Origin of the sequence: Janthinobacterium sp. BJB426, assembly GCF_002735705.1 — a bacterium.
Taxonomy (GTDB): domain Bacteria; phylum Pseudomonadota; class Gammaproteobacteria; order Burkholderiales; family Burkholderiaceae_D; genus Janthinobacterium.
Window position 1 is genome coordinate 37,319 of the sequence record NZ_PDZL01000018.1, and the last position, 14,107, is coordinate 51,425.

Consider the following 14,107-nt stretch of genomic DNA (forward strand, 5'->3'; position numbering starts at 1 on the left):
AGAGGGTATTTCTTCACGATGGCCTTGAATGTCGCCAAGTTGGTCATCCCGTACGTGAAGTATCAATTGCATGTCGAGCATACGGTATAAACGATTTAAATCGTTTGCTGCTACATCAAGAAATTACTAGACTTATTCGGGCCTCAATGAGTGCACTATTCTTCGACCTCATATCCCACGAGCGCGAGTGTCCGCAAAGCGTCGCGTTGTGCATCGCTGGCGACAACGTGCGCTGCGACCAAATGGTGTTCACGGTCATAGCGCACAAACTCATCAATGGTCGATAGAACGATGTGCGCAAATTCGACTGGTGGCAAGATGGCCGATAGGCACTTGAAATACGCTTGAAGTAAAGAATGCCAGTTGACGCTGATATTCAACGAACTGCCATCGTCGGTGAAAAAGAGGACGTTGTCGTTTCCTTCATCAATGTAGCGTAACAAGTCCAGTAGACGCCCAACACTCTCCCGCGTTGCTGCAAACTGTCCTTGCTCTGGAGCAAGCGCACATCTGCGCACGAGCCGGTCGAACTCCGCAACGAAAGCATCTGTGCCGATAGATTGTTCCTGACGGCCTCGGTTATTGATTTCGACTGCCGCGTAATAATGCCCTGCCATGGCCGCATCGACGAACTGGAGTGTGTCGTCAATCAGTCCTGGCACGGGGAGAAGGGTAGTAGCTCCGAGGTCTACGATGTCACCCAACAGTGCGCTCAGTTGGTCCGCTGGGATGAGCTCCGCAGCGCGCTCGGCGATGACAAGAAGATTGCTGCGGCTCAACGTTCGGAGTTTCGCGCGAACCGCACTGTAATCAATCAAGTGACTGCTCATTTTCAAGCTTAACGTTTATTAGCTCTTGATGCGGAACTGTTCCTTGTCCTTGCCATCAAGCCAGCGTGGTGCACGCCCACGCCCAGTCCACGTCTCACCTGTTTCTGGGTTCTTAAATTGAGCTGCCACTGTGCCCTTCGCTTTTGCCGGCTTCGCACGACTTCCGGCGGCGAGGTCCTCCACGGTAATTCCATGCAACTGCATCAGTTCCCTAATTTTCTGAATTGCACCACTAATTTCATCTTTGCGGGCAGCCTCGGCCAGGGATTGCAATTTTGCGATTTGTTCAACATACTCTGCGTACGACGTCATAGTGTCTCCAAGGGGATGGGCGATTCAAACAGTTTGAATATACGCACAATGTAACATAAGCGTAGGAAGAAATGTAAAACCCGAACGAATATCATCATGGGTGATAGGTGGAGTGGGCAGTTTATTCAATTGGACTCGACTTACATGTGCTGATTAGGACCTAGTCAAGGCTGTGTTAAGTGTAGTTAGAGAATAACGAATGTTAAAAAATTAATTGTAAATTTTAAGTAAATTTAAAATATAGAAAATAATGCGACCAATTCAAATATATTTAGATAGCAGCGACTTTTCGGATTTAAGTAATATCCAGAATAAAACACCGGAATACAAGAGTGTACTCGATTATCTAGTTGCAATGAAAAGTAGAGGTTTAATTAACATTCGTTTCAGCGAAGCACATGTGGTAGAAGCTGCTCCAACGTCTCCGGCAGCCATTCCATTGGCCACGGGGCGATTTAATATGATAAAACAACTCTGCGGGAGAAACAGTTTAATTCATCCGATTGATGTGATTGAAGCAGAGGTTTCGCGAGATAGCACTGGAGTACATCGCCAAGTAATTGTCCAACGTAATGACGGTACTTGGATGCCAGCTCTAGTTAACGTGTCAGAGCTCTTTCCAGATGTTGAGCAGCTTGCTGCCGATGATATAAAAAAATGCGGCAGAGAAGAGCGCCGTAAATACATACGAAATGGTAAACCAACGACGAGATGGTATGCAAAAATACGTGAGGCTAATTTGGGTGAGTGGAACATGGCAACGAATCTACTGCCACTGGACACAGCTGCTGTACGTATAGTTAAAAAGTATTTCATTGGAGAGGTTTCTCGCAATGATGCTTTGAGAGCACTTAACAAGTCCATTACAGATGTAGAAGTTTTCGGACGGTGGTACACGAAAGACTGGTCTAGCGCTTCCGCCATGTCTCAACACCTGCGAGAAATTGGTGCCGAGTTCAAAAAAGCCTTGTGCGAAGCACGGAGACAATTTGAAAATTTAATGCAGAACCACACTGCAATTGGGGAAGACCCGAAGAAGTTTTTGAATTTATCTATGCGTACCTTCTACGAGGTGCTTGCGGACAGTAGTGTTCAGGTTGCGCGTGACATCGCTGAAAGCATAGGCGCAATATCCAAACCGATTGAGAATCCGTGGCGCGATGCTCCAGGATTGACTTGTGCACTGACTCTAGCAATGCATGTCGCACGACGTTCGGTTGTAAGCCAGCAACCACGTGAGTCTAAGGAAAGTGACTTCCCAGATGCCTACCATGCCATTTATCTTCCGTATGTTGACGTTTTTCGCGCCGATGGATTTACGGCAAGTATGCTGAGGGAATGCAAGTTACCATTTCCGACTGTTATAGTTGAAAAGCTTCTTCACCTTCCTGCTCAGATTGACGAAATTTTAAAGCAAAGAGCTTGCGATGTGGGGCGGATATCAGGCTGAACACGACCACCCACATTATTTAAAGGCCGAGTGGGCGAAAGGTGTTCGGCCAGGATTGCGCAGACTGCTATAACAAAGCCAATCAACACGAATGCTACGAGCACAGTGACGAATACGGTCAGCGCATGATCGGAGTTTCGTAAGGAATTCAGATGTATTTTATGCATAGTTTCCCCTCCCAATAATCTGCCCATTTTGACACGCTGCGAGGAGTTTCTCAGCGGAGTGTCCCAACCGTAGAATGTAGGCGCCTAAGCCAAGGGGAGATTAGTCAACAGCGTAAATTCGCACCACCGCGTAACCTGCGCCCCTCTTTGCTGGCAACTGGAACACACGCGGTGCATCAGGCATGAACCTTGGGCTGTCATCCATGATGAGCCCCAAGCCATCAGGGTTTCGCGCGCTTGGCGCGACGAGGCAGTCCAGTAGTGGCTTTAGGCCGCCATACGCGTTGTCCCAGTCTAAGCTGCCTGCGCAGTATCGCTCTATCTCCAATGCGCTCCTGGTAATCGGTGCCGCGGGCATTTTTCCCCCAATAGCCGCCAGCACACTGGCGCGCCAGCCATTACGCAATTTTTTGTATGCGTGGAAATGCATGCCTTTGATTTCATTGTTGGACGGTGTAGCTGCAGGCAAGTGTAGTTCGTAGATGAGTTCGCGTAGGGGCATTGAGATGACCGGTGGGGGAGGTGTATCCCATATAGCGAATCAGGGAAAGCTGTGGCTTGGAAGAACGTTACTCGATAGGCGATACGCGTAGTTCGTCTCAAAATTCCCTGAGGTATGAAGTGTATTGTCAATATTGGACAATCGTGTTTCATGCCGCCTTCATCTCTTTGCTGAATATTTCGGCGAACAACGCGGCTGGAACAATGCCGGGGCACCAGTATTACCGCTGGCGGTTATATAAGTTTTTCGATGTATTTCTGTATCGCCACTCGCACATCGGCTCGGATGGCATAGCGATGGTGATGCACCAGTTCGTTTTTGGCGGCATTTAGCAATGCTATTTAGTTAGGAGTCTTGCCGGAAAGCTACTTGCACCAGTAGAATGTGTACAGCTGGTTAGATTAGGACTTGGAAAAATGACTTCAGTCGGGGCAGTATCATCACGGTTAAATAGGAATTAAATGATTAGGTTCGGTTGGGTAGACTTTTCTTCAGATGACCGCACGCGTGTACAACAGGTTCTAGCGCTTCTCAAAGAACCGGGGACTTTGGATGAGCTTGGGATAGGGCAGGTTCGAGATGCTTTTTCAGACCTACTATTCCCTGGTTTCTCCACCATTCAAACTAGAGCTAGATATTTTTTAGCCGTCCCTCACATTCTGCTCGATTGGGCTAGCTTGTCGCCAAAAAAACGTCGTAATCTACCTCTTGAGAGGTATCTTCTTGAAGCCGAAAACGAGCTAGCTCGAACACTTAAGACAAATCATGAGATAGCCGGCCTTCCGCTCGATGGCATCATCGGGCACACGATGGTTGAAAGCGGCGGGGTGGCCCGTCGCCCCTCATCAACCTATTGGAACGGACTGAAGCTTTTTAATATCATCAATTCTCCGAAGTCACTTGCAGAGTTTTGTCGTGATTGGAAGCGGGATGCTGGGGACTACAGCGCAGTCGATGCCGAGGAAGGGAGTGATGATGCTGAGCATCGTTTCGAATCGGACGTTCGTCGTCCGCCGGGTGCACGTGGTACTTGGCGTGATGATGTTACGCTGAACCTTAGTAAGGCCGAGGCGGATTTTTTGTCCGTACGCTTTTGTACTTTGAAAGAGCTGGAGCACTCGGTCGCCGGACAATTGCTCTCAACAGAATTGGCTGACAGCGCTTTAGAAGAAAAGTACAAGAGGTTCGCCTCATTCAGTGTATGGGCTTCCCAACAGACGAGCCTGAGTCTAATTTCTAAAGGGAGAATCGCCCAGGCTCAGCGCTTTAGCGACGCAATCGAGGGCGCGCATATTATCTTCAATGGCCTTCTAGCTCACGAAATGGAGGATGACGATTTGGCTGAAAAGTGTCTGGGATATTTTTCGAGTTGGCGCGCGCGCGTTGCTCAATCCAATGTATTCCATAGTGGTGCTTTAGTTGAATGGCTAGATGCGCCGGGCGCCTTAGGCATCACCGTCAATCCTCGCACTGTCGCTTTCCTCGACGATTGGAACGAGGCGATGTTTAACGCCGCACCGAAAAAGAAGCTTGAGGGACTAGTTCGGGCGCAGGCATTGAAGAATAAGCCAGGTCGCTCTTTGTTGGTGCGGCTACCACGCACCAAATCTACTTGGTATGGAATGAAGGAGCTTGAATATCGGTGGTCGACCGCTCGCGGAATGTTGAGCGACGTAATGGAGGGGAAAAATGCTTAGCGTGACCTCTGACCGCCTAGACTACGGCGAATTGTTGCAGGCGCCGCCTGGATATAGGCTAAACCTTGGCATAGCGACGACGTTCTCATTGGACCTTGAGACACTTGTAGCCGCATCTCTGGCGTTGAATCTCAATGAAACGCTTGAAGACGACATTTCTGGTGAACGTCTGGCCTTGCTCGAATCGCTGGACCAGCTGCAAGAGCGGCTGCTTGTGTTCTACCATCAGGGAAATGTAAAGGTTCCAAAGAATTTCAATCGTTTGTTCACCTTACTTGAACCATTGCTTGTTCCTTCAGTTGCGTTGGATGGGCCGAAGGGGGCGTTCGCTTCGTTTCATCCGAAAATCTGGTTGCTGCGATTCGCACCTCAGGATTCCAAGAAGCCAGTCCATCTCCGGCTAGTTGTTCTTTCTCGGAATCTGACGTTTGACCGGAGCTTGGATATTGCGGTGGCCATCGATGGCCGAGTCGTGAAGCGAGGTGCTAACTCGGACCCTAAATTGGTGGAATTTTTACACTCATTGGTAGATGGAGAAAAACATGCCGCGAGCCTGGAAAGTATGTGTGAGACGCTTGAAGCCGTTAAATGGGATGAACCCGCCGCATTCAACGAATTTTCAATTCTTCCTGGCGTCGCGCCAACTCCCCAAAATGCCGCTATGACTCCTATCGATTTGAAGGGGAAAATCGATGAGCTACTTGTGGTTTCACCTTTCGTAGATGCTGATGAGACGAGTCTGCTGCGGGAGCTCGGGGTTAGAACCAAAGGAAGGAAGACCCTTATTAGTCGTGCTGACACGCTGGATGCCATTGGTGAGGCCACCTTAGATGGTTGGGATGTAAAGTCCGTTTCGGAATTAGTTGTTGACGGTGAAGAACGATTGCACCAAGACCAGCCGTCGCAGCAGGATTTGCATGCCAAGCTAATAGTGGCAAAAACAGCTGAGGGAGCAGTGTGGCACGTCGGCTCTGCAAACATGACCAATGCGGCTTTTGGCCAGCCTTCGAAAGGCGTTCCACCTCGAAATCGAGAGCTTATGCTGCGCTTGGTCGGTTTGAACTCCAAAGTCGGTCCGCAGAAGGTTTTGGACGAATGGGGGGAAACAGGAGTCTTTGAAAAGCACATCTTTAGTGATAGAAAGAATGTCGCGGCCGAGGCCAATCCGGATTTCCGCCGAGCGCTCTATGCGCTGACTTCTGCAAGCTGGAGCATCCATGTCGAACAGGGTATTGAGGGTAATTACTCAGTCGAGCTTTCCGTCTCGCCGTTGCCGCAGCTTCCAGCGGGTTACCGGGTGAAGGTGGGGCTTCTCTGTCGACAAGTGTGGAGGGAACTTGCATCTAAGCTCCGGTGGGAAAAGCTAAAATTGACCGATGTCAGCGCCTTCGTGCCCATCGAAATAACTTCGGATGAAAATAAGTTCAGTAAGACGTTCGCAATCCAAGCGTCATTTAGTGCCGACATCATGGACGCCCGCAAACGTGCGGTTTTCCGAGAAACGGTTGAATCGAGTGAAAAGCTGCTCAATTACTTAGCATTGTTGTTGGATGCGGGCGCATCTAAGTCGAAATGGTTCCGTGCTGATGGCGGTGATTCTGACGTTGATATTTTTGGTATCGGTGGTACAGGAGGGTTATACGAACAGCTTTTACGTGCGGCTGCTCGCGCGCCCGACCGTTTAGGTAGGGCGCTAAGGGTTTTCCAGCGACTTGACGATGAAGGCGTGCCGACACCGCCTGGCCTCAAGGAACTTTTTAAAGGTTTTGCTATATATGCAGAGGTTCAGAAGTGACCCAGGACGCTATTGACCATATTTACGATTCGTTAGCTCAACTAACGGATTTTCAGAATGCGACTGTAGAAGAGGCCTGTCAACGCCTTGTTGGTCCTGCTGGGCCGCAAGGTCGTCTTCTCGTGGGAGACGAAGTCGGACTAGGCAAGACGCTCGTGGCGCGAGGTGTAATCGCAAAGCTTCTGCTAAATTATTTGAATCGGGGCAAGTTGAGGCGTCCGTTCCGGGTTGTTTACATCTGTTCAAATCTCGCACTAGCCCAAGAGAACGCAAACAAGCTCGCTGTTTTTCACGGAAAAGGGGCTGAAAAATGGGTTAGTTCCCCAAGCTTTGGCCGCCTTGCTGAACTAGGCCTGAAGCAGCCGGCACCAAAAGATGGGTTGTTGCTAGAACTTTGCTCTCTGACGCCTGCGACTTCGTTTTCTTTGACTCAAGGTGGTGGAAATGCGCGCGAGCGATACATCATTTGGCGCGCGATATCGAAGTCGGCATACGTTAAAGATACCGTCGAGCTCCAAGAATTCTTTCGAAACGGTGTCAATCACTCTTGGCAAGTAGCGGAACAGTACTACGAAAAGTCAGAGGGGCTTGAACCCGAGACCTTAACGGAATTTAGTGACCGACTGGGCGGGTCACCGCAACTCGATGCCAAAGCATTTGCGGCAGCAAAGGCAATTGGACTCAGCTTGCATTCTTGGCGGAGCTTACTGCGGGGTATTTCAGAACTTGATGGTGACGAGGAGAAAAATCAATCACATCTCGAGTGGCAGGTGCGCGGAAGAATTCGCGAGATGTTCGTCGAAGCATGCGCCCAAAATCTCAAGGCTGACCTCTTTATCCTAGATGAATTTCAGCGGTTCCGAAACCTTGTTAGCATTTCAGTTGACCCGGAACGCTCAGACGGAAAGACTTCAGAGCAGCAAGTCATTGCTAGGCGTGTGCTGCATGAAGGCACTAATTACGCGACCCTTTTGCTCTCTGCAACGCCGTTCAAGGCGCTGACTCATATAGGTGAGGAGGAGGAGGGGACGGCGCACGCACAGGAGCTTTCTGAACTCTTGGAGTATTTGTGTAGGGCCGACCCAACTACTGTGAAACGCTACCAGATGAACCGGGAGGCTTTGCTTGCAGACATACTTTCGCTTCCTGAAAGTCCATTGGCTGAAAATACTCTGCAGAGCGAAGCGAAGTCAGCTGTTGAGAAAGTTCTCCGGACCTATATATGCCGAACGGAGAGGGCAGGCATTGAGCCCAATATTGACCGCATCTTTAGCAGCGTTGTACCCCAGCCGAGCGTACCAAGTCCAACAGAAATCAATGAGTACATCGCCCTTGACCGACTCTCGGAAGCTCTAAAGGCGGCCTCCGTCGGCAGTGCGGGTATCGACGTGATGAAGTTGCATAAAGCAGCGCCTTGGTGTCTGTCTTTTCTCGGCGGCTATCAGTTGCGCGAAAGTCTTCGTGCGCACAAATGGATTCCTGGGGTTGCAGCGGCTTTGAAATGCTCTAGCGATGCATGGATTCCCGTTGAGAAGTTTCGTGGATATCAGATTAATTTGACCCGTGATGCGCCAAGCGCTCGCTTTAGGGAGGTATTGGATGCCGCTGTGTCTGCAGGGGCTGAGCGGCTGCTTTGGGTTCCGCCGGCAATGCCTAACTACCAGGCAGACGGGCCGTTTGCAGGGCAGGAAAATTTCAGTAAGACCCTACTGTTTTCGTCACTTGTGCTTGCGCCGAGGGCACTGAGCAGTTATGTTTCCTATGAATGCGAGCGCAGGCTTCTCCCTATTCGCGGAAAGCGACCACAATACTTTGAAAGCCGTGATGAGTTTGCACGGACGTTTCGATTTGATGCGAAGTCGCTTTCTACAGCATGGGGTCTCGTGTATCCATCAGCGAGGTTGAGCGCTGTTCAGCTCGTGGGTGAGTATGGACTGCACGAGCTAAGGGAGAGAATTGAAAAAGAGCTCTCGGCCGACTACAAGCTAATGTGCGCGACGTTTGGCAAGGGCAAAGCTTCAAAAAAGAAATCATGGTACGTCTTGGCGCCTATCTTGCTCGATTGGCTCACCGCAGGCGGAAAGTCGCACGTACGACAATGGGCAAGTGGAATGAAAAGGATGTCTGAAAGTTCTGATATGAGGAAGTCTCAGGTTCAATCCATGCTTCTTCTACTCGAAAAAGAGCCGCTCGAGCTTGGAGAGCCGCCTTCTGACCTCAAGCGCTATCTTGTGGACCTTTCCGTAGCGGGCGCGGGTGTCTGTATGAATCGAAGTATGCGGGCAGCGTGGACAGATACCGGGAGCGCAGATGCTGAGAATCTTTTAATCGGCGCGACTGATGCGGCACTGTCATTCATCGACAAGATGAACCGCATCGAGTCTCAGCGTGTTTTACGTGCCGTTTGTGGCGCCGATAAGCCTTGGATTGCAGTCGCCCGGTATAGTGCTATGGGTAATCTTCAAGCCGTATTCGACGAGTATTTACATCTCTTGAAGTCAATTCACAGAACGTTTACTGACTCGGTGAAAGCGTTTAAAGTCGCCGTCGACACCGGGGCGGTATCCGTGACCGCCCAAACTCAACTGCCTCCACCGAAGAAGGGCACGAGTTATGATGTCCGATTCCACTGCCACTACGCGGTTCCTCTTGGCAATCAGAAGAGCTCGGACGAGGCCGGTGTCAGCCGAATCACGAATGCGCGAGCTGCGTTCAATTCGCCGTTCTGGCCGTTCATGCTCAACTCCACATCTATTGGGCAAGAGGGACTCGATTTCCACTGGTACTGCCGCCGTATCGTACATTGGAGCTTACCGCCTAATCCAATAGACCTGGAGCAGCGTGAGGGGCGAATCAATCGCTTCAAATCTTTGGTGGTTCGCCAGCGTATTGCAGAGGCATATGGGCGTCGTATGGGGAAAAATCGACCGGCAGATGTTTGGGAGGCATTGTTTAATATTGCGAAAACTGAAGACCGGAGGACTGACCTTGTGCCGTTCTGGCACGCTCCGGATGGCTCCGCAAAAATCGAACGTATTGTGCCATCGATGCCATTCAGCTCCGAATTGACGCGCCTGGATGAGGTTCTACGCATCCTCTCGCTTTATCGGTTGTCGTTTGGCCAGCCGCGACAGCAGGAACTCGTTGAGAATTTGCTTAAGCGAAAATATAGTGAGGCAGACCTTGCTGAAATTCGTCGGGCTCTACTCATCGACTTGGCTCCGATAAACTATCGAAAACTCCCAAGGTAGCGATGGTGGGAGGAAGTGATGCGGATGCATTGCAAACTAGCCTTGTGTATAACTCACTCTTCTTCTGTTCACGCTTAGTCTCGCTGTTTTTTTGCCATGAGGTGGTACAACATGGTGTGACAAAATGGTCTTGATGTGATATCCTAAGTCATTGAAAGATAAGGGAAATGTTTTTCGTGAGTTCGAATCTCACCGCTTCCGCCAAGAAATAAAGAAACCGCCTTCGGGCGGTTTTTTATTGCCTGGCGGAATCGAGCAGGGCGCCTTCGCGCCCTGCGTGTGAGATTCGAAGGGCTGGGTCTACCGGCCCAGCCCGCCCCGAATCCTCCAACTGCTGCCGCTGCGCGGCAGCCCCGCGCGCCGCAGGCGCGCGTTTGTGATTCCAATCAGCTTTTCGACTGAGCCAGCTTTCACAGCACCTGCGCCTCAGTCCGTGTCTGAAATCCGGACCTGACCCTCGCCTCGCTGAGCAATGCCGACAGGGGCCTTCCGGGGGGCGAAATGATCGCGTTGAAGGCGGCGACTATCGCAGTTGGCCATGTTTTTCCCGACTAGATTGCGCCTCTGCCCGAAGCCAAGGTATTTGAGGAGTACGCAAAGCCTTTGTTGCACGATGCCTTTGTGTAGGTATGTTGGTAGGTACGGCTTTCGTTGGGGACGAAGGCCCGCCTGGCCCGCCCCGACTCCTCCAACCGGCGCTGCGGAGGCAGGCGGTTACCCGGTGTCAAGGATGCGTCCGCCACCGCCGCCTGCAACGCATGCGCAATCTGCCAAAAACGTGGCCTTTTGTTCCCGGAAAAGCGCGGCAAACAGATGGCAAAATTCTCATCTTGCATGGTTTTCAACTAGGACATTTTGTCCCAATGTATGGATATTGTTTTCAAGTAGTATGCATCAGAGCGTGCAGCAACACCGTCCTTGTATGGCAGTCGCTGACGTTTTCGCCTCTCTCATCTGCATATGGCAAATCACTGCGCCCGATGCCATTGTTATTTCATCGGTAGCTATAATGACAGAGTCAAACAGGGTGCCTGGGAGATGGTTGGAACAGAAGCTGCTGAAGCAGCGTTTTGAGGTGGTGCTCCTCACGATAGATAGTGTCAAGTAATAGACTGGAAATACTCAAAATGACGGATTTGGATTGGACCCCTATAGTCTTCGTGACGTTCAAGGCTCTCGTGCTCGGCACGGGCATGTTCTTCGCCATCAAGTGGCATTACGATCAAGGGAAGAAGGACAAGGATAAGGCGAAGCAGAATCGCGCGGTGCTGCGCGCGAGCGGCAAGGTGGTCACAGTTTTCGTGCTATTGCTCGTGGGCCTGGGGATCGCCACCTTCTTCCTTATCAGGATGGGCGGTCTGGAGTTGGACTTGACCCTCCCTTGATGGCAAAGAATAGTCGGCCGAGATCCAGTGATGCGGCTAGTGGGCAGCGTCGGCAGGCGGGTCGAAGAAAACAGTTTTGGTATCTCGGTATCTTATGATAATTTAAGCAATACTAACCAGCCAGATTGGTGTATAACAAAAGATGTCACGGCATGTGTGACGCATGGAGCCGGCGAGTGTTGTGTTCGCCCGGAAACATCATAAGGAGAGTGCTATGCCAAAGTACGTTATTGAGCGTGATATTCCCGGGGCTGGCAAGTTATCAGAGCAAGAACTTCGAGCCATTTCGCAGAAATCATGCGGTGTACTAAACAAGATGGGCCCACAAATTCAATGGCTCCAAAGTTATGTTACTGGCGATAAAATCTACTGTGTTTACATCGCTGCAAATGAGGAACTGGTTCGCGAACATGCCCAGCAAGGAGGCTTCCCTGCAAACCGCGTGTCGGAAGTCATTTCAGTAATTGACCCGACTACGGCGGAATAGGGCCGCCCAACAAAGTACGTTAGTCCCGTTCCTGGCGGAGTTTCACTCTGTTAATGCTGGATGTGGCTGGGGCATACGCTCGCGAGGATAGTTCGGGCTTGCGCTTTGGAGAGGGTATGCCGGTGGATACCGTTTACGCACCGGTGGCGCGCGTTCGTGGCTGTCGTCAGTTTCGACTGAGCCAGCTTTTGCTGCGCCCAACGCATCAGTCCGTGTCTGAATGTCGGGATGACCCTCGCGACCACAATGCAGGGAGCGGCGATAAAAGGCTGCCATTTTGTTGTCATTCCCAGGCGAGAATAGCCCAAAAATACCCCAGATAATGACAGCCTTCTTGTTGCTAACTACTTGATTTTAAACAATTCAGTGGCGGAGCCAGTGGGGGGGGGGCGACGCCGCATAACATTCCAGTGGTTGCAGGCATGCCCTGGTAACGCAAGAATGCGTTTTTTTGACACCGGCTCCCGCTCAGGTAATTGCTTATGCTTACTCTGTGGCGTTGAATGCCTCGTGGAATTTAACGTCACCACAGGGTATTTTGCTGCCAAACGACGTTGCCTGAAAGTATTCCTGCGGGACTCCTGGCAGAATAAGGCCTGGATGCGCCTTGAACCCAAAACGTCCATAGTAAGCCGGGTTGCCGAGCACGACGCACCCGGTCGTCCCCAAGTGTTGAAGTTCTTTCAGCGCGGCCTTCATCAACTGCGAGCCTATCCCCTGTCCTTGGCGTTCAGGAGAAACTGAAATAGGCCCAAGACCGTACCATCCAGTATCACCCGAAGAAATTGTAACTGGTGAGACTGCGACATGGCCTACGATGGACGCTCCATCTACTGCCACTAATGATATCGTTAATTGACCGGAATCCCGCAATGCATTAACGATAAATTGCTCAGTGTGGCTTGAGTGCTCTTCGTTTTGAAAGGCCGCTTCTGTCAGCAGGGTAATGGCATTGATATGCTCCGCACGCTCTGTGCTGATCTTGATGGTCATTTTGGTTTTTCCTTGGTGTAGATAACTAAAAAGTTAGCGGTTGTCGAGCTGTGCGCGTACGGATCGAAGTCCGGTCGCATTGATTTGATATGGTTGACCATTTGTAGACTTGATCAAGCGCTTCGTCTTGAGCTTTGTGAAAGTAGCTACTGTGCAATCTGACAGTACATGGCCGTCGCGGGTGTAGCATTCGACAGATGTGATGCGGCCTGACATATCGCGTATATGAGCGATACGACTACCTTTTGCGAGAACGTGAAGAGTCCGTTGTTCCGGCTTGGAAATGTTCATGTTGGAAATCCTAACTCAGTAATCTGAATGTGCAGAATCAGCAGGCACCAGCAGGTGCACGCCAAGTATTTTTGCGCATTGATAACCAAAGCTTCTTGCTAAAGAAGAATTTTGGTTATCGGATTACTGCAATCTCCAACATACAAGCCTTATGAAATCTGAAAGAAGAGCTGCCTAAAATTAGGGCAAATTAATTCTACGCTGGTGTAATTTTCTTGTCAAGGCTCAAGGTGCTTGGATATACGATGATTTCGGTGGAGCACGATTTAACCGATGTCCATGCGTAGGTAGCGTTGTCGGTGTGAGATTCGAAGGGCTGGGCTTTCCAGCCAAGTCCACCCCGCATCCACCTGCTCCTCATTCGCTTTTCGACTGAGCCAGCTTTCACGGCATCCAGCGCATCGCTCCGCGTCTGAATGGCGGAACAGCCCCTCGTTTCGGTGCTGAAAAAATTCCTCCCTATGTGTCTTGTTTGTCGAGAAGTACTGTGTAAAAATACAGTGTCAACGTTCAAAAAGGACACCTCATGATCAAAGGCAGTTGCTGCTGTGGCTCAGTAAAGTTTGAATTGGCCTCACCCCCAGGCATGATGGGCATGTGTCACTGTTCGCGTTGCCGGAAGGCCGGAGCGAGTGCCCTGGCCTTCGTGGATAAAAATGCATTTACCTTGCTGGAGGGGCGGGAATTTATTCAACGATATGAGCCAGAGGCTCCTTTTAAGTACGCTAGAACTTTTTGCAAGAAATGCGGGACTTCTTTTGGGGAGATTGGCTCAGAGAGCGATTCATTTCCAATATCGCTTAACTGCCTGGATGATGACCCTGAGGTAAGAATACAATTTCATGTGCATGTTGGCTCCAAGCCTGCATGGTATGAAATTTGTGATAATGCCAAACAGTTTCAAGAAAGTCCGACATAATAAAAAAACCAGTCATCTGACTGGTTTT

12 protein-coding genes are annotated in these 14,107 nt (G+C 50.5%); 8 read left to right on the forward strand and 4 right to left on the reverse strand.

The features are described from left to right. Positions 1 to 155: 155 nt before the first annotated feature. Both CSQ93_RS22965 and CSQ93_RS22970 read right to left on the reverse strand, forming a co-directional pair. Positions 156 to 818 (reverse strand): hypothetical protein, encoded by a 663-nt coding sequence (locus CSQ93_RS22965; RefSeq protein WP_158301331.1) that lies wholly within the window; start codon positions 816 to 818, stop codon positions 156 to 158. 30 nt (positions 819 to 848) lie between these two features. Then, entirely contained in the window at positions 849 to 1,142 is a 294-nt protein-coding gene (locus CSQ93_RS22970; protein WP_099380041.1) for an H-NS histone family protein, read from the reverse strand. A gap of 250 nt (positions 1,143 to 1,392) precedes the next feature. Here CSQ93_RS22970 and CSQ93_RS29040 point away from each other — a divergent pair, with 250 nt between their 5' ends. The 7 genes from CSQ93_RS29040 to CSQ93_RS23010 all read left to right on the forward strand — a co-directional run bounded on the left by CSQ93_RS29040 (position 1,393) and on the right by CSQ93_RS23010 (position 11,876). Then, a complete protein-coding gene (locus CSQ93_RS29040) occupies positions 1,393 to 2,592 on the forward strand; it encodes a hypothetical protein (protein ID WP_158301332.1) in 1,200 nt (399 codons plus the stop codon). A 725-nt stretch (positions 2,593 to 3,317) separates the two neighbouring features. Beyond that, entirely contained in the window at positions 3,318 to 3,593 is a 276-nt protein-coding gene (locus tag CSQ93_RS29045) for a hypothetical protein (protein ID WP_233516314.1), read from the forward strand. Positions 3,594 to 3,722: 129 nt separating this feature from the next. Beyond that, positions 3,723 to 4,958: a DUF6361 family protein gene (locus tag CSQ93_RS29050; protein WP_158301335.1), complete on the forward strand. Its 1,236-nt coding sequence runs from the start codon at positions 3,723 to 3,725 to the stop codon at positions 4,956 to 4,958. After that, complete coding sequence (locus tag CSQ93_RS22985; RefSeq protein WP_099380044.1) at positions 4,951 to 6,753, forward strand: hypothetical protein; 1,803 nt, start codon at positions 4,951 to 4,953, stop codon at positions 6,751 to 6,753. Before CSQ93_RS29050 ends, CSQ93_RS22985 begins: the two co-directional genes overlap by 8 nt. Continuing rightward, complete coding sequence (locus CSQ93_RS22990) at positions 6,750 to 10,004, forward strand: helicase (RefSeq protein WP_099380045.1); 3,255 nt, start codon at positions 6,750 to 6,752, stop codon at positions 10,002 to 10,004. The genes CSQ93_RS22985 and CSQ93_RS22990 overlap by 4 nt, the downstream gene beginning before the upstream one ends. 1,127 nt (positions 10,005 to 11,131) lie before the next feature. Continuing rightward, positions 11,132 to 11,389 carry a hypothetical protein gene (locus CSQ93_RS23005; protein ID WP_035826142.1) on the forward strand — a complete coding sequence of 86 codons (258 nt, stop codon included), beginning with the start codon at positions 11,132 to 11,134 and terminating at the stop codon, positions 11,387 to 11,389. A gap of 214 nt (positions 11,390 to 11,603) precedes the next feature. Further along, a complete protein-coding gene (locus tag CSQ93_RS23010; RefSeq protein WP_099380048.1) occupies positions 11,604 to 11,876 on the forward strand; it encodes a DUF4242 domain-containing protein in 273 nt (90 codons plus the stop codon). 486 nt (positions 11,877 to 12,362) lie between these two features. Here CSQ93_RS23010 and CSQ93_RS23015 read toward each other — a convergent pair whose 3' ends face one another. Further along, a complete protein-coding gene (locus CSQ93_RS23015; protein ID WP_099380049.1) occupies positions 12,363 to 12,869 on the reverse strand; it encodes a GNAT family N-acetyltransferase in 507 nt (168 codons plus the stop codon). A 33-nt stretch (positions 12,870 to 12,902) separates the two neighbouring features. Next, entirely contained in the window at positions 12,903 to 13,160 is a 258-nt protein-coding gene (locus tag CSQ93_RS29810; protein ID WP_099380050.1) for a YjhX family toxin, read from the reverse strand. Positions 13,161 to 13,686: 526 nt separating this feature from the next. Between CSQ93_RS29810 and CSQ93_RS23025 the strand changes: the two genes are divergently transcribed. After that, complete coding sequence (locus CSQ93_RS23025; RefSeq protein ID WP_099380051.1) at positions 13,687 to 14,079, forward strand: GFA family protein; 393 nt, start codon at positions 13,687 to 13,689, stop codon at positions 14,077 to 14,079. Positions 14,080 to 14,107 lie beyond the last annotated feature (28 nt).